The organism is Pseudocolwellia agarivorans (genome assembly GCF_002000085.1).
Classification (GTDB): domain Bacteria; phylum Pseudomonadota; class Gammaproteobacteria; order Enterobacterales; family Alteromonadaceae; genus Pseudocolwellia; species Pseudocolwellia agarivorans.
The window spans coordinates 124264-150003 of sequence record NZ_MUZU01000011.1; the positions used below are offsets into that span (position 1 = coordinate 124264).

The 25740-nt window shown below is 36.8% G+C and carries 15 protein-coding genes; 8 read left to right on the top strand and 7 right to left on the bottom strand.

Features of this window, described 5'->3' with window-relative positions:
• Nucleotides 1-92: 92 nt before the first annotated feature.
• The 8 genes from lacZ (at nucleotide 93) to B0X80_RS16325 (ending at nucleotide 20776) form a co-directional block, all read left to right on the top strand.
• Nucleotides 93-3380, top strand: coding sequence for a beta-galactosidase, LacZ type (lacZ, locus tag B0X80_RS16290; RefSeq protein WP_077342212.1), 3288 nt, complete (start codon nucleotides 93-95; stop codon nucleotides 3378-3380).
• Nucleotides 3381-3481: 101 nt separating this feature from the next.
• A complete protein-coding gene (locus B0X80_RS16295; RefSeq protein ID WP_089024904.1) occupies nucleotides 3482-5383 on the top strand; it encodes an arylsulfatase in 1902 nt (633 codons plus the stop codon).
• Nucleotides 5384-5592: 209 nt separating this feature from the next.
• Nucleotides 5593-7185 (top strand): sulfatase family protein, encoded by a 1593-nt coding sequence (locus B0X80_RS16300; protein ID WP_077342214.1) that lies wholly within the window; start codon nucleotides 5593-5595, stop codon nucleotides 7183-7185.
• A 175-nt stretch (nucleotides 7186-7360) separates the two neighbouring features.
• Nucleotides 7361-9541 carry a multiheme c-type cytochrome gene (locus B0X80_RS16305; protein ID WP_077342216.1) on the top strand — a complete coding sequence of 727 codons (2181 nt, stop codon included), beginning with the start codon at nucleotides 7361-7363 and terminating at the stop codon, nucleotides 9539-9541.
• Nucleotides 9542-10155: 614 nt separating this feature from the next.
• Nucleotides 10156-13665: a TonB-dependent receptor gene (locus B0X80_RS16310; protein ID WP_077342218.1), complete on the top strand. Its 3510-nt coding sequence runs from the start codon at nucleotides 10156-10158 to the stop codon at nucleotides 13663-13665.
• Between the two features lie 96 nt (nucleotides 13666-13761).
• Nucleotides 13762-15285, top strand: a complete 1524-nt coding sequence (locus B0X80_RS16315; RefSeq protein ID WP_175623968.1) for an Ig-like domain-containing protein — start codon at nucleotides 13762-13764, stop codon at nucleotides 15283-15285.
• Between the two features lie 181 nt (nucleotides 15286-15466).
• Nucleotides 15467-16981 carry a tryptophan halogenase family protein gene (locus B0X80_RS16320; RefSeq protein WP_077342222.1) on the top strand — a complete coding sequence of 505 codons (1515 nt, stop codon included), beginning with the start codon at nucleotides 15467-15469 and terminating at the stop codon, nucleotides 16979-16981.
• A 492-nt stretch (nucleotides 16982-17473) separates the two neighbouring features.
• Entirely contained in the window at nucleotides 17474-20776 is a 3303-nt protein-coding gene (locus B0X80_RS16325) for a TonB-dependent receptor (protein ID WP_245825478.1), read from the top strand.
• An 89-nt stretch (nucleotides 20777-20865) separates the two neighbouring features.
• Here B0X80_RS16325 and B0X80_RS16330 read toward each other — a convergent pair whose 3' ends face one another.
• The 7 genes from B0X80_RS16330 to ureA form a co-directional block, all read right to left on the bottom strand.
• Complete coding sequence (locus B0X80_RS16330) at nucleotides 20866-21066, bottom strand: hypothetical protein (protein WP_077342226.1); 201 nt, start codon at nucleotides 21064-21066, stop codon at nucleotides 20866-20868.
• Between the two features lie 71 nt (nucleotides 21067-21137).
• Nucleotides 21138-21752, bottom strand: a complete 615-nt coding sequence (ureG, locus tag B0X80_RS16335; protein WP_077342228.1) for an urease accessory protein UreG — start codon at nucleotides 21750-21752, stop codon at nucleotides 21138-21140.
• Nucleotides 21753-21805: 53 nt separating this feature from the next.
• Entirely contained in the window at nucleotides 21806-22519 is a 714-nt protein-coding gene (locus B0X80_RS16340) for an urease accessory protein UreF (RefSeq protein ID WP_077342230.1), read from the bottom strand.
• A 78-nt stretch (nucleotides 22520-22597) separates the two neighbouring features.
• The gene (locus B0X80_RS16345) at nucleotides 22598-23095 is read right to left on the bottom strand and encodes an urease accessory protein UreE (protein ID WP_077342233.1); all 498 of its coding nucleotides are present in this window, start codon (nucleotides 23093-23095) and stop codon (nucleotides 22598-22600) included.
• A gap of 249 nt (nucleotides 23096-23344) precedes the next feature.
• Entirely contained in the window at nucleotides 23345-25048 is a 1704-nt protein-coding gene (ureC, locus tag B0X80_RS16350; RefSeq protein WP_077342235.1) for an urease subunit alpha, read from the bottom strand.
• A gap of 1 nt (nucleotide 25049) precedes the next feature.
• Complete coding sequence (locus B0X80_RS16355; RefSeq protein WP_077342237.1) at nucleotides 25050-25391, bottom strand: urease subunit beta; 342 nt, start codon at nucleotides 25389-25391, stop codon at nucleotides 25050-25052.
• Nucleotides 25392-25401: 10 nt separating this feature from the next.
• Nucleotides 25402-25704 (bottom strand): urease subunit gamma, encoded by a 303-nt coding sequence (ureA, locus tag B0X80_RS16360; RefSeq protein WP_076420090.1) that lies wholly within the window; start codon nucleotides 25702-25704, stop codon nucleotides 25402-25404.
• Nucleotides 25705-25740 lie beyond the last annotated feature (36 nt).

The following is a 25740-nucleotide window of genomic DNA, read 5'->3' on the forward strand; positions in this document are numbered from 1 at the left end:
TTAAATCTTAATTGTTATAAAGTTATCACATATAAAAATACAATTTAATATTTAAATCCACCTTATTTCTAATAATTTGAGATAACATCAAAATGAAACTAAAAACGATACTTTCGTACCAAACACTAACAAAAGGTATTACTGGGCTATTACTCAGTATAACCATTTCTCCCATGGCGCTTGCTGCTAATGATTGGGAAAATCCTGAAGTTATTCATATTAACAAGTTACCTGCCCGTGCTACCTCCTACTCATTTGATACGGTTGAACAAGCGCTTACACGAGACAGAACTCAAGCAAGTATAAAAATGCTTAACGGGGATTGGAAATTTAATTTTGTTGAAAAGGTAGAAGACCGTCCTAAAGATTTCTACAAGTCAAATTTCAATAGTAAACAATGGAAGTCTATTCCGGTTCCTTCAAACTGGGAAATGGAAGGATACGGTACGCCTATCTATACAAACTCACAGTATCCTATGTTTAAAAATGGCGCTACCGATGAAAACAGTATAGTGCCTCCATTCATTACCCGTGATAATCCAGTGGGGTCTTACCTTAAAGACTTTACCATTCCTAAAACATGGAAAGGCCAACAAATACTGATCCATTTGGGTGGTGTTAGCTCTGCATATTATGTGTGGGTAAATGGTGAAAAAGTCGGTTATTCGCAAGGAAGTCGCTTACCGTCTGAGTTTGATATTACCGATCATATAAAATCAGGCACTAATACCGTAGCTGTTGAGGTTTACCGTTGGAGTGACGGCAGTTACTTAGAAGATCAAGATCACTGGCGTTTAAGCGGTATTCACCGTGAAGTAATGTTAATAGCACAACCTAAAATTGCGATTAACGATTTTCATGTAAAAACGAAGCTAAATGAAACTTATACCCAAGGCACATTACAAATAAGACCTGAATTAAGTTTTCCAAAACGCAAAGATGTTGATGGCTGGAATATTGAAGGTCAGCTATACAATGACTCGGGTAAAGCCGTTTTATCAACACCTATGAATGTTTCAGCTAACATAGTTTCAAGAAAAATTTACCCACAACGTGATAACTTTAAGTTTGATCTAATGAGTGCAACACTTGAAAATCCTAAGTTATGGACATCTGAAACCCCTTATTTATATACCTTAGTATTGTCATTAAAAAATACTCAAGGAAAAGTCATAGAAACACGAAGCACGCGAGTTGGGTTTAGAGACGTAAAAATTAACGACAAAGCAGAATTATTAATTAATGGTAAAGCCATTAAATTAATTGGCGTTAACCGTCATGACCACGATGTTAAAAAAGGTAAAGCACTAAGCCGTGCCGATTTACTTGAAGACGTTTTATTAATGAAGCGTTATAACTTTAATGCCGTAAGAACCTCTCATTACCCTAACGATCCCTACTTCTACGAATTATGTGACGAATACGGTATTTATGTAATGGACGAAGCCAACATTGAGAGCCATGGTGTGGGCGGTTTGTTAGCAAACCTTCCTGAATGGAATAATGCAATGATGCAACGTGTTTTACGCATGGTTGAACGCGATAAGAATCACCCTTCGATTATATCATGGTCTTTTGGTAACGAGTCTGGCACAGGACCTAACTTTGCAGCTATGTCTGGTTGGGTTAAAGACTTAGATAGTACACGCTTTATTCACTATGAAGGTTCACAAGGTGATCCAAACCACCCTGACTATGTTGGTTTATCTGAACGTTATTCTACCAAAGCTGAAACAGCTAAACTTTATACCCCTTATGCTAACCCTACAGATCCTGCATTTGTTGATGTAATTAGTAGAATGTACCCGTCTTTAGAAGAACTGAAAGGATTAGCAGATAGCCCATATATTAAGCGTCCTATTTTAATGTGTGAATATGCGCATGCTATGGGGAATTCATTAGGTAATTTGACTGAATATTGGGACATGGTACGTAGCCACGATAATATCGTAGGTGGTTTTATATGGGATTGGATTGACCAAGGTATTGAAACTAAAAACGACAAAGGCGAAACCTATCTAGCATATGGCGGTGACTTTGGAGACAAGCCTAATTCATCTAATTTCTGTTTAAATGGTGTTTTAGATTCTTACCGTAAAGCAACACCTAAACTTTGGGAAGCGAAATATGTTTTCCAACCGGCTCAATTTGACGCTACTCATTTAGCAGCAGGAAAAATTGATGTAACTAACCGATTCTTTTTTGATAACTTAAAGCAATATTTATTAGTATGGACATTATCTGAAGATAACAAGGTTATTCAGCAAGGTTCGATTGACGGTTTAGATATTGCAGCTCAACAAACTAAAGCAGTTTCAATTCCTTTTAACAAACCTGTATTAAAAGCTGGTGCGCGTTATTTCTTACAATTGAGTTTGCGTACCATCAATAACACTAATTGGGCTGAAGCAGGACATGAGTTAGCCAAACAACAGTTTGAGCTCCCCTTTAAAAAAGAAGCAGTTAAAACCGTTTCAAATAAATCGGTAAGTACTGACGATAGTCCAAACACAATAACAGTATCAAACAATGGCTTTAAAGCAATATTTGACAAAAAGTCAGGGTATTTAACGGCTTACCAAGTAAATGGACAAACCGTGATTACTGATGCGTTAAAGCATAATTTTTGGAGACCATCTACAGATAATGACATTGGCGGATTTCAAGATTGGACGTCGCCTACCGACAGCGCAGCTGACGATGCTAAACCAGCAACAGGTCGAGCGGTTTGGCGTAAAGCAAGTGAAAACATGACACTGAATACTTTTGATATCGATACATCAAAAACTAGCGTTACCGTAACCACTAAGCATTCTTTTAATAAGCAACTTAACGTGACCACACAATATTTAATAACGGGTGATGCCGCTATTGAAGTGAGTATGTCGCTAAATGCTGATGCAAACCTTACAAGTATACCTCGCTTAGGTATGACAACAAACGTAAACCAGCGCTTATCAAATATGAGTGTTTACGGACGTGGCCCTTACGAAAATTACATTGACCGTAATAACAGTGCCGACATTAGTATTTATTCAGGCAAGGTTGAAGACTTTATATATCACTACGCCCGTCCTCAAGAAAACGGAAACCGTACCGATGTTGATTGGTTAAAACTAGCGACAGATAATGGATTAACATTAACGGTAGACGGTAAAGAAGATCTGAGTGTTTCAGTATGGCCGTGGAGTGCAGAGAACTTAAACAATGCACAACATACCTACGATTTAGTTAAACAGGGTAAATTCACTGTTAATATTGATTTAATTCAATCAGGTGTGGGTGGTAATGATTCATGGAGTGCAAAAGCGGCGCCTATTAAACAGTACCAAGTACCTTCAGGAAAGTATCAATACACTTATACTATTTCAGCTCAATAACACCACAAATTAGTTAAGTACGACTTACCAAACAGTAAAGCCCAAATTCATTTTGGGCTTTACTGTTATGCTTAATAACCTCATACATTCGAGATACAACAATGAAAAGAAATAAAATAAAACTTAAAAAAAATTTCAAACGTTCTCTATCCTTTTTAGTTATTTCTTCATTAATTACAACCATTATTAGCGGCTGTAATTCGTCTAGCACCAACCTAAACAGCTCAAAACAATTGGCCAGTTCACAAGCTAATAAAAAGCCAAACATAGTGCTTATTGTTACTGACGATCAAGGTTGGGGGGATATTGGTGTTAATAATAATCCTATCATTCAAACACCTAATATTGATGATTTGGCTAACCAAAGTGTTAGCCTAACTAATTTTCATGTAGATCCTACTTGCTCACCTACTCGCTCAGCTTTACTTACAGGCAAACATTCATTAAAAGCAGGTGTTTGGCATACAATTTTAGGGAGATACATGCTCGGGCCTGAGCATCAAACATTAGCTGAAGTATTAAAAGATAATAACTACGACACGGGCATATTTGGCAAATGGCATTTAGGTGACAATTATCCTTATCGCCCACAAGATCAAGGTTTTAACGAAGTACTTATTCATGGCGGTGGTGGTGTAGGTCAAACACCTGATTATTGGGGAAACACTCAATTTAATGACACGTATTTTAGAAATGGTAATCCAGAAAAAACAACCGGTTACGCCACAACAGTTTGGTTTGACGAAGCTAAAAAATTTATCGACCAAAAACGCAATCAACCCTACTTTGCTTATATTCCCCTTAATGCGCCCCATGGTCCTTACCGCGCACCTGAACACTTTATACAACCTTATTTAGATAAAGGCTTAAACAGAACTATGGCGAGTTTTTATGGCATGATCACGCACATTGACGGCCAAATAGGCCTAATGCGCGAACACATAAAAGCAAGAGGTGAAACCGACAACACTATATTTATAGTCATGACAGATAATGGTAGCTCTTACCGCCCTACCAATAACCAAAACAAGCTTGATGCAAAACATCAATTAATTAAACAAGCCTTTCCTGATTGGATACCAAACGACAATTTAAGAGGTTATAAAGGTTCAGTATACGATGGAGGTCATCGCGTCCCCTTTTTTATCTCGTATCCTAACGGGCAACTTAAAGCAGGCAAGTACAATAACTTAACAGCACATTTCGATATTATGCCCACCATATTATCGCTAGCAGGCATACAAAATACCATAAAAGGTATGGATGGACTCAATCTAGCAACACTTATTACTGAAGGTAAAGACGATTCATTAAGCGACCGTAATGTAGTAATTACTAATCAACGCGTTTATCATCCAAGCGATAAGCGCCCAACCGCTGTAGCTTATAAAAACTGGCGCTTTATTAACGAAAACAATAAAGAAGAACTTTACAATATAACCACAGATCCATCTCAACAGCTCAATGTGGCTCAGCAACATCCAAATGTATTAGCTCAATTAAAATCGATAAAACAAGCTTGGTGGAACGAAAACGTAAAACTAGGTTTTAAAGATCGCTATATCTCTGTAGGTAATAAAGCAGAAAACCCAGTACGGCTAAACGCTATGGATTGGATGGAAGTACCAGATAAGCAACCCGTACCTTGGTTTATTGGACACCAACCTGCAGCTGAAGAATACGATTACATACACTGGTTAACAGAAGAAGATAAGTATACTTCGTTACCTTGGTATATTGATGTTGAAAAGAAAGGTACATATCAAGTAAGTGCATATTTTCATGATATTCCAGCAGGTACACCTATCGGTAAAAAATACTGTGTTGTTCGTGTAAATGGCAAAAACACAGTTCAAACAGTACACGGCAGAGCCTCACATTGTATTGTTGATACCGAGTTAGTAACTGGCAAACAAAAAATCACCGCTTGGTTTACCGATAACAAAGAAACTTTAGCTAAAGAAAAAGCAGCTTTCTATGTTTATATTAAACACCAAAAATAATGCTGATAATATTACAGAGGATCAAAATGTGTTTTATGAATAAAGCAAGTTATCTATTAATAATAAAAAGCAACACGCCATCAAACTTTTAATATTAATAATTTTATACTTAATACTGTATAGATACGGTGCATAACTTTTCGTAATACGTTATGGTTATGCCCATTAAATACTCAAACAATACAATATGATTAGGAAAATAAGCAGCTATGTTTGTTAAAAAAAAATCCATCAAAAATATACTCGCCCTCTCAATAACACTGTCATTATCTAGTGTTATTTTAACAGGCTGTAATAAAGCAGCAGAAACAGAAAGCGAAGTAAGTAAACCCAATATTGTTAAAACAAACGACAAACCTAATATTGTTATATTTTATGTTGATGATTTAGGCTATGGCGATGTCGGCTCTTATGGCGCAAAAGGTGTTGAAACACCAAATGTTGACGAATTAGCTCAAAATGGCATTCGATTTACTGATGCGCATAGTTCAGCGGCCACTTGTACTCCATCACGCTATTCTTTATTAACAGGAGAATACGCATTTCGCGAACATGCTTCGGTACTAAAAGGCGATGCAGCATTAATTATCCCTACCGATAAACCCACGTTACCAAGCATGCTTAAAAAAGCAGGTTACTCTACTGCAGTAGTAGGAAAATGGCATTTAGGTTTAGGTGATGGAAAATCACCTATAGATTGGAACGGAAAAGTATCACCTGGTCCATTAGAAATTGGTTTTGATTACAGCTTTTTAATGCCAGCAACTGGCGACAGAGTGCCTAGTGTTTATTTAGAAAATCACAATGTGTTAAACATAAGCCAAGATGACCCTATTGAAGTAAGTTACGAACATAAAGTAGGTATTAGACCAACAGGTACTGAAAACCCTGAGTTATTACGCCAAGCTGCGGATCCACAACACAGCAATACGATTATAAATGGTATTAGCCGCATAGGTTGGATGAAAGGCGGAGTTAGTGCTGAGTGGAAAGACGAAGACTTCTATAAAGTATTTACCAATATGGCAAACTTTTTTATTGAAGATAATAAAGAAAATCCATTTTTCTTATTTTTCTCTTTTCACGATATTCACGTACCTAGATTACCAAACGACATGTTTAAAGGTAAAAGTACCATGGGTGTTCGAGGTGATGCTATTGCACAAATGGATTGGATCACAGGCGAAGTAGTAAACAAGTTAAAAGCTGAAGGTTTACTCGAGAATACGCTAATTATTTTTACCAGCGATAATGGACCTGTTCTTACTGACGGTTATGACGATGAAGCCATGGAAAAATTGGGTGATCACAAACCTAGCGGCGACTTTAAAGGTGGAAAATACAGTGCTTATGAAGCTGGCACACGTGTACCTACTATTGTTCACTACCCTGCTAAAGTTAAAGCTGGAACAAGTAACACGCTGATGAGCCAAGTTGATATTTATGCTTCTTTAGCTAAATTGGTAAATGTAGACCTTAGTAAAGAAGAAGCCATTGATAGTAAAAACTTTCTTAATGCTTGGTTAGATGCTTCAGCCGAAGGCAGAACAGAGTTAATTGAAGAGTCACACACCTTATCGCTAAGAACTAAAGAGTGGAAGTACATATCACCCAGTTCAGTTAAAGGTGAGTGGATAACCAATATGAAAAATATTGAATCAGGTTTATCGCCTATTCCACAACTTTTCAATTTAGCTGAAGATAAATCTGAACAAAACAATATCGCACTTCAACACAAAGCAGATGTTGCAAAATACCAACAAAGAATCGACGAAATAAAAGCACAAACTCATAGAAATTAATTCTTATACCCTTTACCAATCAGGAGGCTATTTCAAAGCATCTAAAATGGTAACGGGTATATATATAAAATTTTACATAAAACTTATCCCCCTAACTTATACTCAGTATTAAATACGTTATAAGTTAGGGTATACTCCCTTCCAATATTTTATTCTCTTTAGCTTGGCAATTTACATGTTCAAATCTTTATTTACTCGAGTATCTTATTTTTCAGTACTCGCTAGTTTTTTTTATTGTGCAACCACATACGCATTTATTAACAAAGATGCTGATCCACAAAATTGTACTTCCTGTCATCAATCAGCAGTATCGTCTTGGATGAAATCAGACCATGCAAAAGCGATGGATGTAGCAACAAAAAAAACAGTATTAGGTGACTTTAATAATGCTAAAGCTACTCATTACAGCCAGAAAGCACGTTTCTATACTGAGAAAAATAACTTTTTTATGGAAATGAACCATGAAAATAAAACCTCAGTTTATAAAATAAAATATACCTTCGGCCATTATCCACTTCAACAATACCTCATTGAAACCCAAAACGGTAAATACCAAGTATTGCCCTTCTCTTGGGACAGCAGAACAAAAGCCGAAGGCGGACAACGTTGGTTTGTCATGTATGAAGACGAAGATATAAAAGCACAAGATAGATTACATTGGCAACAACCGCTACAAAGCTGGAACGGTATGTGCGCCGACTGTCATTCTGACGGACTCAAACGTAACTATGATAAAGATAAAGGAACATTTGATACTACATTCGACAATATCAACGTAGGTTGTCAGTCGTGTCACGGTAAAATGAACAACCATACAAAAGATAAAAACGCGATAATTAAAAACTCACGAAACCAACCTAAAATAATTAATAACTGGTTACGTAAAGTAGGCGAACGTACCGCTAGCTGGCAAGGCGAAAAACGTGATAATTCGTTTATGGATACGTGTTTTGCGTGTCATTCACTTCGCTCACCTCTGACTAATGGTATAAAACCTGAACATGCGTTTTTGGATCAGTTTTCACCAAGCTTTATCATTCCTCCGTTATACCATGCTGATGGACAAATAAAAGAAGAAGTCTATGTTTATGGCTCTTTCTTACAAAGTAAAATGTATAAAGCTGGTGTGAACTGTATTGATTGTCATGATCAACACACAATGAAAATTAAAGTACCAGACAACGGCTTATGTTTGCAGTGTCATAGTGCGGAGGTGTTTAATCAGCCAACCCACTTTAAGCATGAAGAAGGCTCCGAAGGCAGTAAATGTGTAAATTGTCATATGCCAACCAATCGTTATATGGGTGTTGATGACAGACGAGATCATAGCTTTAAAATACCTCGCCCTCACCTTTCTACCGCTAACGACACACCAAATGCTTGTACAAATTGTCATGAAGATAAAGACAACAACTGGGCAGCAGCTAAACTTGAACAATGGCATGGTAAACCTAAAGCGTTATCTAAAACCTACACAGACTTTTTACGTTTACAAAGTGGTAAGCGCCTCCAATTAGCACAACATTTAGCTATTGTGAACGACAAAAATCTTAACGATATTGTTAGAGCAACGGCATTAACCGGCTTAGTTAATACAACACCACAGTTATCAAACGAACAGATTAAACCTTGGGTAGCTTCTGACAAACCATTAATAAGGTTAGCCATCGCGCAAACAGGCCAGCTTGTTCCTCCAAACGAACGACATCTTGCATTTGCTACCTTATTATCAGATAAATACAAATCAGTAAGAATTGCTGCAGCTAATCAATTAATTGGTAATACACAAGTAAATGCTGAAGTAATGAAAAAAGCATTTGATGAACTAATGCTTTCAAACGATATTAATACGTGGCGTGGTGAAGGTAACTTAAATGAAAGTATGATCCATTACGGTTCAGGTAATAGAGATAAAGCAATAGCCGCTTTAAAAAATGCTATTAACGTTGACCCGTACTTTAGCGTGCCCTACTTAAACTTAGCCGATATCTATAAAACCATGGGCGATTCAGTAAACGAAGCTAAAATATATCAACAAGCTTTAAAAACATCACCATTAGACGGCATGGTTCATTACAGTTACGGTTTATACCTAATTCGCAATAAAGATACCGTGAATGCTATTGAATCCTTTAAACAAGCCATAAAGCTGGACCCCACTAATGCTCAATATATTTACTTATATGCACTTGCTCAAGACAGTGTAGGTAAAACTAAACAAGCATTAATGCAATTACGAATGATGATCACTAAAGTAGATAACCCACAGCAGCTAGCTCAATTAGGATTAAGCTTTTCTCAAAAACTGAGAGATCAAAAAAGCTATCAGTTCTTTGGACGTTTCATGCAACAATAACCTCGTAACATTAAGTGTTTTTTATAATGCGATAATAATTCAAAACAGCCAAAGGGGAGCAATACTAATTGTTCCCCCCTTTTTTCTTAAAAATCATCCTGCACATAAACCCCATTTATAAAAAATTTTGTTTATATATGAACAAAGCATGCATGACATATATCAATAAATTAAATATTGGTAACTCATTAAATTAATGGCGCTCACCTTATTTAACAAAGTCGATTATTATTAATAATAAAACGTATAAACTGAATAATATTTTTATATTCATAATAGATTTTCAATATAGTTAACAATAAATTAAATACCATTTTAATGGCTTTTGATACGTAAATGTAATTTCAAAGTATTTAAAACATTTATTGTAAACCTACGAAACTCATCGTTTATCTTGTCATCAACATACGAAAACCTTAGTTATTATTTTGTATGTAATAATATAAAATTATATACAAAATAAGCTTTACAAGTCGCTCAACAATAAATACACTCATACACATATAAAAACAGTATTTTATATATAATGCAAAATAATAAGTAAACAATACCGTTAGTAATATGCATTTAAATTGTATTAATAACAGTAAGGTATTAAATCGGGGGAACATATAATGTCTATAAAATTTAAGTTAAAACCGCTTGTGCTAGCGATGATGCCAGTCTTAATGGTTGGAACAAGTCAAATAGCCTACGCACAAGATAGCGCACCTACTGAAGAAGAAATCGAAAGAAGTGTCGCTGATAATAAAAAGAAGAAAAAAAGCGTAAAGGACGACATTGAAATAATTGAAGTTTCTGGTTACCGAGGTAGCTTACAAAAAAACATCAATAACAAACGACTGTCTGACAGCATATCCGATTCAATATTCGCTGAAGATATTGGTAAATCAACAGACCAAAATATTGCAGATGCATTATCTCGAATTACGGGTGTATCTGTTCAGCAAAGTGATGGCGAAGGTACTCGTATCTCCGTTCGTGGCGCGGGTGCTAACTTAAACCAAATTTCATTAAATGGTATTGCCTTAACATCAAGTATATCTGGTGGTGGTGGTTCAAACTCAACATCTGATCAAAGTGTTGATTTAAGCGCATTCTCTTCAGACATTATTGGTCAAATGAGTGTAGTTAAAACATCAGCAGCAGATCACGATGAAGGTTCGTTAGGTGCAAGTGTTATACTTAAAACAACAAAACCTTTAAACCTTAATGTTGATAAACGCCTTATAGAAGTACAAGGACGCCATAATCAATATGCTGATGAAAATGACTCTAAAATATCAGGAACCTTCTCTCAAAAATTATTAGACAATACTTTTGGTGTAATCTTTACCGCATCGAAAGAAACAAACTCTACTCGTAGTGATTCGTTAGGTGGTGATTGGTTAGCACCATATGAAGTTGCAACAATTCGCCCAGGTGGTGCAACATCATTACAAACAGGCCAACCATTAACAAATACCGAAGATATTAAAGGTATTATTTCTCGTGGTAAAAGCTTCAATACCAATTTAAATAATACAGAGCGATTTACAGCAACAGCTGGCTTACAATTTTTACCCTCTGAATCAACAGATGTTCAATTAGATATCAGTTACTCTAAATATACAGCCCACCACGATAATCATAGAATCAGTACAAGCAAGCCTGATTTAATTAAACGTGGAAACCTTGCAACAGATCCGCAAGAAGAATGGTGGACACTTGATGAAAACAACCATACTTTAGTTAAAGCATTTAATAGATATGCAAGTGGTAGTTTAGGCCGCACTTTAGGTGGTAACGAATCAGAAAATAAAGTGGCAACTTTAACAGTAACACAGTATTTAACTGATAATTTAACCATGGATATTCGTGCCGGCTACTCCAGAACTGACTACGAGTCTCTACCAAATACCACCCTAAGTACCGCAACTTGGAATTTTATTCCTGTTTCAATTCTTGAAAAAACACCTTTAGATCAACTAGAACCTGTTGGTTATGATTGTTCGACAGGAAAATGTGATTTAAGAGTAGGTACATCACCATTTATCTACGTTCCTAATGGTATTAATAATAACGAAAATAATATTTCATCAAGTGGTTTTAACCCTCTTGACCCATACGCAACTCATTTAGGTTATGTTGCGCAATACGACGAAGAAGTTTCAGATACCAACAAATCTATTTTTGTTGATTTCGACTACGACCTAGACAAAATGGGAATTACTACCGTAGAGTTTGGTGCGAAATGGTCAAATCGTATAAAAGATGTTTATACAAACTATCAAACACTTGAAGGCACAAATACTACAGTATTTGATTCAACAGGTAAGCCTGTACTTGGTGGTGCGGCGGTATCTGACATCGCATTTGCCGATGTACAAACAGGTTCAGGATTACCTATTGACGACTTCATGAGAGGCCTTATTCCAGATACATCTCCATATAATAGAGACTACTTGAAAGGATGGGGACTACTTGATCCAAACAAAGCATTTGAAGAGATTTATGGTATTCCTGACAGTAAACTTGTTGATAACCAAACGGGCAGCCGTATAGTTGAGCAAGACAATACTTCTTTTTACCTAAAAGGAAACTTTGAATTTTTAGATTCACGCCTAACCGGTAATATCGGTGTTCGATATGTTAAAACTAAAAATCAATCTATTGGTCATCCTTCTTTAGAGTTTTTCAAAGGTGATAGACTTTTTGATGCTGTTGATGCTGTTTATGACAAACAGTTATTAAATACTGATTTAGCTGCTTGTCCTAACCCTACAGATATTGCTCGTACACAACGTTTAGACGGTTTTGGAGCTGATGCTTTAGATACTGGCTACCCATGTTTTGAACCAGAATTTGCACAAGCTGGTATTGCATTAGTTAACTATGATGACAATGGAAACGTGACTGACATTGTTCGTAACGATAATGGCACCAGAAGTTGGTGGATAAATTATAGACATACAGATCCAAGCACCCAAGCACAACATGGCGAATGGTTAGTTGGCCAAGGTTTAATTAGTGACCCTACTGAAATCTATAGAAGAGTTTATGATGCTACTGGTGGTGGTGAAAGCACCGAATTACTACCGAGTTTAAACCTAAACTATGCATTTTCAGACAAGCTTATCGGTCGTTTTGCTACATCAAAAACAATGGCACGTGCCCCGTTTGATGATATTCGTCCAGGTTTTGATTTTGACGAAAACGTTTGGGGTGATTTTTCTCGCGCAACAGTTAATAACCCAGCATTAAAACCATTAACCTCTAAGAATATTGATTTATCATTAGAGTGGTACTTTGACCAAGGCAGCTTATTATCTATTGCATTGTTTAGAAAAGACATGAGTAACTTTGTTGAATCAGTAAAAGATACGGTATATGTAAGAGATACTCGCAGTGCTTACGAATTAGAAAGCCTTGCATGGGAAGACTTCATCATGCCAATAACTGACGGTATGGATGCAAGTAACTCTGATTGTTTACCAAGCAGAATAGTTCAAGATAAACTCAACAACGCTTTAGATTTTGGTTGTGAACCTGTAGAAGCTTCTATTAAACGCAACGGAAAAAGTACCACCACCCAAGGTATCGAGCTTACATACAATCAATCTTATGACTTTTTACCAGGTTTTTGGTCTGGTTTAGGGACTAACTTTAACTACACGTATGCTACTTCAGAATCTGATGCTGAGGTTTTACAAGATACAGGTCGTATACTTAAAGCATTACCTCAGTCATACACACCTAAGCATACTCTAAATACAACTGTTTATTGGGAAAAAGATGGGCATCAGCTTCGCTTATCGCATAGATATAACTCAATACAGCTTGTAAATCGTGGTCTTACAAATGGCGCAGAATGGCAAGATGCAAAAAGCAACTTAGATTTTAGCGCAACTTATAATCTTAATAAAAACGTCGATTTTACGTTCCACGCACTTAATTTACTTAACGAATCAACCAGAACCTTCTACACATCAACCGATATGGATTTAGGTATGGTTGACGAAAATGGTGATTCGGTGTTGTTCGATGAAGGTAATGCGATGGACGGTGATGCTGATACAAGCAGAACTATCCGTGAGTGGAAAACAGGACGTCAGTTCCGTTTAAGCGCCCGTATTACATTTTAAGACATAATAATTAATAGGTTGTTTGCAAACGCAAACAACCCTGAAAATTGGAGAATTAGTAAGATGAAACGTAACTTACTCAAAAAAATAATAATCATGAGTTCATTAACAGCTGCAATTTCTGCATGTGGCGGTAGTGATTCAAATAAAAGCAGTTCAACCATCGCCCCTGTTACAGTAAGTGGTGATTTGAACATAGTATTAAATGAAGATTCTGACCTTCATGTTTTTGACCTACTTGACGGTGTAACAAATCCAGCAGATACACCTATATTTACAAGAAAATTTACATTTTTAAACCTTGATGAAAACGAAGAGCCTCTTTATGAAGGTCCTGCTCTACCTACAGCAGCTATTTATAAAAGCTCTGATTCAATGACTGTTGCTACACAGTTTTTTAAAGACGTATTAGTACACCCCGCTACTGTTGAAGAAAACCCACCAACAGGCGCAGAAGATGAAGTACTACTTTACTCGCAAGGTGTGTATAAATTTACTTATATTCTAGATAATGGTTCTGACACAGAAGTGATACGCAACATTACTATTACGGTAAATGCTGTTGAAGACGTTGTAACTGAAATTGCTTTAAGCCAACCTAATGGCTTTAAGGCACCTATTGGTTATCAAGTACCGCTTAAAGCAACAATTACCCCTAGCAATGCCACTTTCCCAACGATTACTTGGGAAAGTTCAGATACTAGTAAAGCCACAGTTGATGAAAACGGTAATGTTACAGGTATAGCTGAAGGTAATGTAACCATTACCGCGACATCTGCCGACGGCGCTGTCGTTGCGTCAACCGTTGCTGAAGTTATTACCGAACCAGTAGAACCTGTTGCTATAGATGTAGTACTTAACAACAATGTTGTTTCCGGTGAAGTAACTGAAATTTCATTAGGCAGTACAACAGCATTAAGTTACAACCTTATTCCTGTTGAATTAGGTTTCACCAATGCTGTAGAGTGGACGTCCTCTAACCCTGACGCTGTATCAATTGATGCAGAAGGAAATATTACAACACTTATTGAAGGTGAAACAGCCACAATCACAGCGACAATAGCTGACCTAACCTATCTTAACCAATCATTTGACGTAAAAGTTACACCGCATCCTAATTTATATTACAACGGTGACTTTGGTTTTGAGAGTGGTACTTTAGCTCCAAACTGGGGAATGGCATGGAACAACGAAGGTACAATTGAAATTCGCGAAGAAGCGGCAATGGAAGGTAACTATGGTTTATATTTAGAAAACAATGGTAAACCAGCTAAATTTATTAGTGAGCCTATTGCCATGAGAACTTTCGATATAGACCCAACTAAATTTTACAAGTTAAGTTTTTACATGAAAAATATTAGTGGTAATTGGGGCGGCGGACCAACATATTTCTGGAGTAATAATTCTGGTTGGGTAGCGTCATACCCTAAAACAGGTGTTGGTGGTAACCCTGGTACTTGGTGGGGTGGAACATCGGCTGAATGGACACAATACAACATGTACTATAATGGAGAAGATTTACAAACATTAACTAAAGGTGACTTTAGACTTCAACTTGAAGTAAATACAGGTAAATTCTATCTAGATAACTTTAGCTTTGAAGAAGTTAATCCATTCTAAAAACGAAGAATAAAATAAATTATTTTATTCAACTAAAAACCACGAATGTATCATTCGTGGTTTTTTTATATAGTAAAGGCTCCAAACTAGAGATAAGCGAAGTACACCTGTGTTAAAGTTTTTAAGTACATTCCATTATCCCAGTTCAGGTTAAATAACATCTTAAACATAAAATTATCACATGAATAAAAAACGTATCGTTATCATAGGTGGTGGATCCGCAGGTTGGATCACCGCATCTATACTGGCTAAAGGTTTACCTTCTGCAGAATATGACATTTCGCTTATTGAAAGCCCTGACATACCAACCATTGGTGTTGGTGAAGCAACGATCCCACCCATTATTCATCTCATTAATTATTTAGACCTTGATGAAACCGACTTTATTAACAAAATTGAAGGAACATATAAATACGGAATTCATTTTGAAAACTGGTCTACATTAGGCCACAGTTACATGCATGCATTTGGTGAAATAGGGAAAAACTCAGTTGATTCAAGTTTCACACAAATGTGGTTAGCATATAAATCGTCCCTTAACTTACCACCACTTAACCATTTTTCTCCCTGTGCTGTCGCAGCATATTCAAATAAATTTTCACGTCCGAGTCTCCCCTCTGATGCTCATCCAGAAAAATATTACCCATTGTCTAAATTGTTTTATGCCTATCAATTTGATGCGGGCTTACTTGCAAAGTACCTCAAAAATATTGCGTTAAATTTAGGCATTAACTACATATCAGACAATGTCATTAAAGTAACTACAGATACAAATATCGGAATAAAATCCGTTACACTAACAAATAATGCAGTGATCAGCGCTGACTATTTTGTTGACTGTAGCGGTACAAGAGGCCTACTGAATAAACAAGCTCTACATTGTGAATACGAAGGTTGGGATAAATACTTGCCTTGTGATCGCGCTGTTGTTGTACAAACAAAGTCTTTAGGCGACCCATTTCCCTATACCAAGTCTATAGCCATGAATGCCGGTTGGCGCTGGCAAATTCCATTACAAACACGAACGGGCAACGGTTATGTTTATTCAAGTAAACATATTTCAGATGAGGAAGCCTTAAATGAATTAAGCCAAGCACTTACCGACCATGAAAAAATTAATGAATATAGAGTCATTAAATTTCAAACAGGCAGCCTAAAAACACCTTGGTTTAAAAACTCAATAGCACTAGGTTTGTCAGGTAGTTTTTTTGAACCACTCGAGTCAACCAGCATCCACATGACACATAAGTATGCGTTAGAACTTAAAAATGCATTTATTTATGGGACTAACATGACTGAAGAAGCAACAAATTTTAACGCAGCATTTCATAAAGACTCACTTAGTATTAGAGATTTTTTAATTGCTCATTATTGTACAACCCAACGCGATGACACTTCGTTTTGGCGCGACATGCAATTATTATCACGCCCACAATCATTACAAAGCTATTTAAACGAATTTGAAAAAACAGGAGAAATAACATTACCACAAGGTAGTTTGTTTCCTTACCAAAGTTGGTTGCAAATATTAATAGGCCAACAATATTTAAATAAAGAGATAACTTTTACTCAAAACCGACCTAATCAAACAGATGAAGAAATGAAAATATTTTTTACAGACATAGCAAATTCCATTCAAACCGAAATAAATAGCCTCCCTACTCACTCTGATTTTATTCGTAACGAAAATAAATAACCTAACGACTAAACTATTTTAGTTGTTAGGTTCCTTCATTTTTAATAAAAAATTAAACGCAATAACGCCTTACTTAAAAACATACTACGTTTATAAACAACCAACAAAAGAAAATAAAAAATTTAAATTTAATTTATACAAACCACATACAAAAAAAAACAAAAGAATATAAACATATAAAAATCGCTCAGCCCTTAAGAAATAAGACAATGAGCATCAATCCTCCAGATTAAATAAAATAGTTATTTATCAATCATTAGCCAAACAAAAAACACATTTTGTTAACAAAAAACAAATTGATACATATAAATTACATTGTACTAACAGCATTAATTTATTAGTAACCTTTTTTCTATAACCAAAAATTCTTTGAAATCAAATACAAAACTTGATCTTTAAATTTGAAGGATGTAGTTTGTATATAGACACAAGTTGATACAGTTTAATAACAATAAACAAGGCCTTTATTAGGTTGAAACTCGGGGACAAATAATGTCGATAAAACATAAAGTACATCCACTATCAATGGCTATTGCCATTTCTATTGCCAGCGTACCTATTTCACATGCTTTTGCAGAAGAATCTAAACAAGCAAGTGCTGAAGAAATAGAAGTGATAGAAGTAAAAGGTTTTAAGGGAAGTTTATTACGTTCTTTAAATAACAAACGTTTAAATGATTCCGTAAGTGATTCTATATTCTCGGAAGATATAGGTAAGTCTGCTGATCAAGATATAGGTGAAGCTCTTCAACGTGTTACAGGTGTATCGATTCAACGTGGTGGAGGTTTTGGTGAAGGCGATGCCACAACAGTAACCGTTCGTGGTGCGGGGCCTAATTTAAACAACATAACACTAAATGGTATAGCGTTAACGAGTAATACTGAAAACCAAGCAGTTGATTTAAGTGGCTACTCTTCTGATATATTAAATTCCATTGAAATACTTAAAACATCATCGGCTGATCACGATGAAGGCAGTTTAGGGGCTGGTGTTTTACTTAAAACGTTTCGTCCACTTGATGCATCTGAAGACAAACGTGTATTAGAAATTCAAGGCCGATACGATGATTTTGCTGAGGAAAATGATCATAAATTCTCAGGTTCTTTTTCTCAAAAACTAATGGACGATACCTTAGGTTTATACGTAACAGCATTTTCAGAAAAACAAGCATCACGTAAAGATATGTTTTACACAGACACATTAAATATTACGTCTGTAGATAATGCTATTGACGCACAAACAGGTGAGTTAACAGGTCCTGTTACCGGTTATAGTAACGGACAAAATGGTTATAAATTATTTAAAAATTCGTTAAAGCGTGATGGCTTTACCGCAGCATTACAATGGGCAATTTCAGACAATACAGAAGTTAATTTCAATGTAACTATGACCGACCAGTTTCTTGTTACTAATGATAATTCAATAGCTGTAATCGGCGCTGAAAATGCTAACTTAGCAAGTGATCCCGTATTAGATCCAAACAACCCTTGGATTGTTTATGATACTGATAAAGAGTTTTTCACAAAAAAAGTAGACCGTTCAGCACGTGGACGAATTAAACAGCTGCAAGCCGGCGTTGAAACAAAAAACAAAATTTATAGTTTAGATTTAACCCATTTTTGGTCTGATACTCTACGTATGGATTTAAAAATTGGAGCAACCAAAACAGTAGCAAATGACGAATATTACACTTTACTAAATACAAACAACTACGTACACGTAAGTGGTTTCGCAACAATTCCTGGTTCTGTTATTGAACCTACAGGTTACGACTGTACCTCAGGAAAATGTGTCATCGTAACAGGAAAAGGACTTGTAGATTTTGGTCCAGGACAAACAGGCGCACCAGGTGAAGATAATAGTGATAACATTGCCACAACAGGTTTTAACCCAGATGATTTAGCAGCAACTCATTTACAACAAGCTTATTCTCGTGACCGTGACATGAGTGATAAACAAAAATCAGCTTACCTTGATTTTGACTGGGATGTGGAATTAGGTCCTATTACACAATTTGAATTTGGCGCTAAATATCAAAAACGTAATAAAGACGTGTTTAACCAAAGCTATCAATTTGAAGGAATACCCGTTCCGTTTGGCCAAGAAGCACTAGGTACTCAAATTGATTCTGTACAACTTAGCCAAGTAACAGATGGTCTTACACCTCATGGTGACAATTTCATGAGTGAGTTAGGTTATGGACGTGACAACACAACTGACGGTTGGTACACCATCAATGGAGCTAAAGCATTTGATTTATTATTTGCAAACGATGATGTACGTACCAAGCCTGATTTAGGTAACGACAGACAAATAGAGTTAGAAAACCAAGCGATCTACTTTAAAGCAAACTTTTCATTACTTGATGACGACTTAACAGGTAATATTGGCTTTCGCTATGTTAAAAGTAACGTTGAAAGCGCAGGTTACTCTTCTATTCGATATCAGAACGGCGCAGTATCGAGTCGCGAGCTGATCAAAATAGCTAACGATTCATCACTACCAGCATGTACTGATGAACAACTTTATGCAAATGGCGAAGGTTATGACGAAGATATAAATGGCATTAGTGGCCCTAACTTTGCGGGTGGATTCGACAACAATGGTAACTTTGGTCCTATAGCATCACAAAACTGTTATGACGTAAACTTTGATTTAAACCCAAATACACGCAATAGGTATGCTGACGGCACATCAGAGAGAGAAAATCCAGAGCAATTCGCAGCTACAGGATCAGGTGAATCAACAAACTTTTTACCAAGCTTAACACTCAGCTACAAAATCAATGAAGATATGGTAGGAAGATTCGCACTTTCGAAAACCATGGCTAGACCTAGAATAGATTCACTTAAACCTAGTTACAGCATGGCTCAAAATGTTTGGGGAGCTGGTGACTCTAATGGCACTATAAATAACCCAGCATTAAAACCACTCGAATCTAAAAATATAGATTTATCTTATGAGTGGTACTTTAATGAAGGTGGAGCATTTAGCCTTGCTTACTTCCATAAAGACATGTCTAACTTTGAAGAAAAAGCATCAATTAATGCTCATTGGGTTGATTTAACATCAATGGATCAAAGTGTTATTCAAAGCTCTAATCCACTAGATTTTTTAATTGAAAAAGGAGCCGATGGTAAAGATTTATTGTTTGATGAAACACCTAACTGCTTTGAAAACTCTAGACACAGATGGCAAACCAATTCATTAGAGTCATCTTCTGTTTGTGACACAATTATAGTTAATTTAATCCGTAACGGTAAAGGCGGCACAAACCAAGGTATTGAAGTTGGTTACACTCAAAACTTTGACTTTTTACCCGGTGTGTTCGGTGGTTTAGGTACAACAATGAACTATACCTACTCAGACTCTAAAACAGATGCAGAAATTGGCGCGCTAAATACAAAACTTTCTTCGCTTCCAATGGAAAACGTTTCAAAGCATCAATTAAATATTTCAGGATTCTGGGAAGCTGACGGTAACTTAATACGTCTAGCTTATAATCATCGCACAGATTCATTAGCACAACGTTCTCACCTAACAGGAGCCTTGTGGAATGAAGGCGGCGGACAGTTAGATTTATCAGCTAACTATAAAGTTAACGATAATTTTACCTTGACCTTTAATGCTGTAAATATAGGTAAACGAATTTATCGTCAATATTACACCAACCTAACTGATGTTAGAGTTAAAATTGACGGCAATGCTCTTGAAGGCGGTGTAGATAAATCTAAAACCATTCGTGAGTGGTCAACAGGTACTATTTATAGACTTGGTGTTCGAGCGACATTCTAACCGTTATTGTATAACCCATAAAAAAGGAGCGTAATGCTCCTTTCTATTTTTGACTAATCAAATCTACTTAAAACAAAATAGATCAATGATTACTTTTGTGGTTTATTACGATCTTTAGCTTTATACCAACCTACCGCTTTATAAATTACCGCAAAAACAACGAACCAAAACATAATGTGGTATACCGCATGTAATGAGCCTTCACCTAATGCATGATCGGTATGGGCTAATGCTGCTGTACTTAAAAACAAACTTGATATTGCACTTAAAAAAATCATTAAAAACTTCATTTGTATTTCCTTACTCACGTTAATTCTAAATTTTGTGTTTCTATTACCCCTGAATGAGAGCTAATAATAAATTAAATATTCAACATACCTTCACTTTCAATAAAAGCGATTATATCATCTAAACCTTGCTTGGTTTTCATATTGCTAAACACGAAAGGTCTGTCGCCACGCATTTTCTTCGCATCTCTGTCCATAACTTCTAAAGACGCCCCGACTAACTCGGCAACATCAATTTTATTAATAATAAGAAGATCGGACTTAGTTATACCTGGACCACCTTTACGTGGAATTTTATCCCCCGCAGATACGTCTATTACATATAAAGTTAAGTCTGAAAGTTCAGGACTAAACGTAGCACTTAAGTTATCTCCGCCACTTTCTACTAATACAAAGTCTAAATTAGGGTGTAATGCCTGTAAATCGTCAATTGCTGCTAAATTCATAGACGCATCTTCTCGAATAGCCGTATGTGGGCAACCGCCTGTTTCAACGCCCATAATACGATCTTCAGCTAGCGCGTTATGACGCGTTAAAAACTCAGCATCTTCGCGTGTGTAAATATCGTTAGTCACTACTGCCATATCGTATTTATCACGTAATGCGATACATAACTCTCTTAATAAAGCGGTTTTACCTGAACCAACAGGTCCGCCAACGCCTATACGTAAAACTTGTTTCTTTTTCATAAATTTCTCTTGTTAACTTTTAATTTGTTCAATCTCAATAAAAATAACATTCATCAAGACCTAAATAATCGCGTGTATTGCGTTTCATGCCATGCACTTGCCATAGCTAAACGCGGTAAACTTGCGCCAATTTCATCGTCTTGCAATGTGTTTGCTAATTGAATTGATGCATCTACTTTTTCGGTAATTTCAAATAATAAATTTTGCGCTTGAGTTTGCCCTAAAGGCACAAGCTTAGTTGCCGCAGCAACTTGATTGTCGATATAAGTCCAACAATAACCACTTTGTATCAGCAGTAAATCTAACTTAAACAACGAAGCAATAAGTACAAAAGCACTTACAAAACTGATATCAGTACCTATTTTATTAACATCAAGCAACGCTTCATAACGTTGTAAACCTTGTTGAATTTCAGCTGAATCTAATTGCTTTAATAATCGAATAAGTGCTTTGCCCATAGCAACATCAGCAAGGTGCAACTCGTTACTTTCTCGACACGCAATTAAATGCTGATTCCATGAAATAAAAGCTGTTAAATCGTCATTTAAAAGTGCTTCATATTGACGCTTAATTATCGCTAAATCGGTACGTGCAATTGACTGAGATAAATTCAATTCAACCCAGTTACTTGTTGAGTCAACATCATTAACCCAACCCATTTCTACAGCATACTCTAAGCCTTGCGAAAATGAGAATCCACCCACAGGTAAATTAGCACTACACAGCTGTAAAAGCCGATTTAATCGTAACGCGTCACCAACTAACATAACGAGTAACCAAAATTAGCCTTTGATTTTATTGAATTATTCATCACAACCTTACAATTACCTATGTAACGATAGAATTTAGTGTTCATGAGAGTGTGTATCAGATTCACCATGAGAATGGCTATGTGAATGTTCGTGAGAATGACCTCCACCTTTACCATAAGCGCCACTTTCAGGTTCAAAAACAGCAGGTGTTTTGTCAATAGTTAAGCCATAGTTTTCCGCTAATTCTTCTAACACATAATCAGGTTTGAAACGCACCCAAAGCTCACCAATTTGTAATGACGTATGACGATTTCCTAAGTGATAACACACCTTACTAAACGACAACCAATCAGTAGCAATTGCAGTAGAAACATCTTCTGCTTTACCCTTAACTTCAATCAATAAACCGCACTCAGTTTTGAGCACCTGACCGATCAATAATGGATGACCACGTTCAACAAAAATACCCACATCCTGACCTTTATCAGTTACACCTTTAATGCGTGCTTTTTTACGTGTATCTTGATCTAAGGTGATGGAATCAGCAATTTCATCATGCGTGTGATCGAGTCTTTCAAATACTTGTAACATCTACATTCCTAAGTTTTCTTCTTTATATTCTCTACTTTTGGATATCGAAAATATAAATATTTATTACTTCATGATTTTCATAACAAAATAAATCTTAAAGTTTCTCATACATTTTCTATTACCAAACCAATGGTAACTAGTTTTGATTTAGGCAAAGCCGTCAAACTTTTTATTTCATGAGCATAGTTTACCTATGTGATTGAAATAAAAAGTGCCGACAATGCAGCATCAATCAAAAATAGGATCCATTTAGAACAAAGTGTAACGTTGGGCTAGCGGCAGGACAGTCGCCGGTTCGCAAGTAAGTAGCTCCCCATTCGCCCTCACCTCATAAGTCTGCGCATCCACTTCAATCTTCGGCTGCCAGTTATTATGGATCATATCGTCTTTACCAATATTTCTGGTATTTTTACAAACCCCAACCATACGTGTCATACCGACTTTTTCTGGTACACCTTTATCAACCGCTGCTTGCGATAAAAAGGTCATGGAGATTTTAGCCGTAGCTAAACCGTAAGAACCAAACATAGGACGGTAATACACGGGCTGTGGCGTTGGAATAGACGCATTTGCATCGCCCATTGGTGCTGCAGCAATAAAACCTGATTTGATGATCATTGATGGTTTAATACCAAAAAATGCCGGTTTCCATAATACGATATCGGCTAGCTTGCCTACTTCAATCGAGCCTACTTCATGGCTTACACCATGGCTTATTGCAGGGTTAATGGTGTATTTAGCAATATAACGCTTAATACGGAAGTTATCGTTACGTTCAGTATCTGGTGCTAAAGGTCCACGTTGTTGCTTGTTTTTATGAGCTGTTTGCCAAGTACGTGTGATCATTTCCCCTACACGTCCCATGGCTTGCGAGTCTGACGAAATCATGCTGATTGCGCCTAAGTCATGCATTACGTCTTCAGCAGCAATACTTTCTTTACGAATACGCGAATCAGCAAAAGCCACATCTTCGGGAATGTTAGGATCTAAATGATGACATACCATTAGCATGTCTAAATGTTCATCTATGGTGTTAATCGTATATGGACGCGTTGGGTTGGTTGAAGAAGGTAAAACATTCGCTTCGCCACACGCTTTAATAATGTCAGGTGAATGGCCACCGCCAGCACCTTCTGTGTGGTAAGTGTGAATAGTTCTGCCTTTAAATGCACCAATTGTATCTTCAACAAAACCTGATTCATTTAACGTATCGGTATGAATAGCCACTTGCACATCGTACTTTTCAGCAACTGTTAAACAGTTATCAATCGCTGCGGGTGTTGTACCCCAATCTTCATGCAGTTTTAAACCACAAACGCCCGCTTCAATTTGTTCTTCAATAGCTAACGGTAAACTTGCATTACCTTTACCTAAAAAGCCAAAGTTCATTGGGAAGTCGTTTGTTGCTTGTAGCATTTTGTGAATATACCAAGGGCCTGGTGTACACGTTGTTGCGTTTGTACCGGTTGCTGGGCCTGTGCCACCACCTATCATAGTGGTTACGCCCGACATTAAAGCTTCGTCAATTTGTTGCGGACAAATAAAATGAATATGCGCGTCTATACCGCCAGCCGTTAAGATCTGACCTTCGCCAGCAATAACTTCAGTGCCAGGACTGACTTCAATATCAATATTGTCTTGAATGTCTGGATTACCCGCTTTACCTATGATGGCGATACGACCATCTTTAACACCCACATCAGCTTTAACGATACCCCAATGATCAACAATAAGTGCATTGGTAATAACGAGATCTACCGTTTCGTAGCAAGACGCTTGGCTTTGTCCCATACCGTCTCGAATAACTTTACCGCCACCAAACTTAACTTCTTCGCCGTATTCGGTGTAATCTTTTTCAACTTCTAACCATAAGTCGGTATCTGCTAAACGAACTCTGTCGCCAACGGTTGGACCAAACATGTGCGCGTATGAATGTTTATCAATAGTTGCCATTTTATAAATCTCCCTGCACTTCAGCTCTAAAGCCAAAGACTCTACGTTTACCACGATAAGCAATCAGTGTTACTTCGCGCTCTTGTCCCGGCTCAAAACGAACTGCGGTGCCTGAGGTAATATCAAGGCGGTAACCTTTAGTTAACTCGCGGTCGAAGGTTAATGCCGGATTCACTTCATAAAAGTGATAGTGAGATCCTATTTGAATAGGACGATCGCCAGCGTTTGCTACGGTAATTTTTAATTGTTCACGACCGACATTAAGTTCGCGATTACCACTATCGGTTTTTATTTCACCAGGAATTAATCTGCCTGATGTATTGATAGGTGAAGATGAAGACATGCGACTCTCCTTAAACGATTGGGTTATGCACAGTTACAAGCTTAGTTCCATCAGGAAACGTCGCTTCAACTTGTACTTCAGCTAACAGTTCAGGAATACCTTCCATCACTTGGTCGCGAGTTAATAAGGTTCTACCATAGTCCATCATTTCTGCTACGGTTTTACCGTCTCTTGCGCCTTCCATAATTTCCATAGAAATATAAGCCATAGCTTCAGGGTAATTAAGTTTAACGCCTCGCTTTAATCGACGTTCCGCTAATAATGCAGCAGTAAATAAAAGGAGTTTGTCTTTTTCTCTAGGTAATAAATCCATACGTTTCTCTTAGATTTTTAATGGGCACGTTCTTAC

What these genes read in the sequence shown, in the direction of transcription:
- B0X80_RS16295 (WP_089024904.1), top strand. Translation starts at nt 3,482, where the DNA reads ATGAAAAGAAATAAAATAAAACTTAAAAAAAATTTCAAACGTTCTCTA.
- B0X80_RS16345 (WP_077342233.1), bottom strand. Translation starts at nt 23,095, where the DNA reads ATGTTACAAGTATTTGAAAGACTCGATCACACGCATGATGAAATTGCT.
- B0X80_RS16325 (WP_245825478.1), top strand. Translation starts at nt 17,474, where the DNA reads ATGTCGATAAAACATAAAGTACATCCACTATCAATGGCTATTGCCATT.
- B0X80_RS16310 (WP_077342218.1), top strand. Translation starts at nt 10,156, where the DNA reads ATGTCTATAAAATTTAAGTTAAAACCGCTTGTGCTAGCGATGATGCCA.
- B0X80_RS16300 (WP_077342214.1), top strand. Translation starts at nt 5,593, where the DNA reads ATGTTTGTTAAAAAAAAATCCATCAAAAATATACTCGCCCTCTCAATA.
- B0X80_RS16340 (WP_077342230.1), bottom strand. Translation starts at nt 22,519, where the DNA reads ATGTTAGTTGGTGACGCGTTACGATTAAATCGGCTTTTACAGCTGTGT.
- ureA (WP_076420090.1), bottom strand. Translation starts at nt 25,704, where the DNA reads ATGGATTTATTACCTAGAGAAAAAGACAAACTCCTTTTATTTACTGCT.
- lacZ (WP_077342212.1), top strand. Translation starts at nt 93, where the DNA reads ATGAAACTAAAAACGATACTTTCGTACCAAACACTAACAAAAGGTATT.
- B0X80_RS16305 (WP_077342216.1), top strand. Translation starts at nt 7,361, where the DNA reads ATGTTCAAATCTTTATTTACTCGAGTATCTTATTTTTCAGTACTCGCT.
- ureC (WP_077342235.1), bottom strand. Translation starts at nt 25,048, where the DNA reads ATGGCAACTATTGATAAACATTCATACGCGCACATGTTTGGTCCAACC.
- ureG (WP_077342228.1), bottom strand. Translation starts at nt 21,752, where the DNA reads ATGAAAAAGAAACAAGTTTTACGTATAGGCGTTGGCGGACCTGTTGGT.
- B0X80_RS16320 (WP_077342222.1), top strand. Translation starts at nt 15,467, where the DNA reads ATGAATAAAAAACGTATCGTTATCATAGGTGGTGGATCCGCAGGTTGG.
- B0X80_RS16355 (WP_077342237.1), bottom strand. Translation starts at nt 25,391, where the DNA reads ATGTCTTCATCTTCACCTATCAATACATCAGGCAGATTAATTCCTGGT.
- B0X80_RS16315 (WP_175623968.1), top strand. Translation starts at nt 13,762, where the DNA reads ATGAGTTCATTAACAGCTGCAATTTCTGCATGTGGCGGTAGTGATTCA.
- B0X80_RS16330 (WP_077342226.1), bottom strand. Translation starts at nt 21,066, where the DNA reads ATGAAGTTTTTAATGATTTTTTTAAGTGCAATATCAAGTTTGTTTTTA.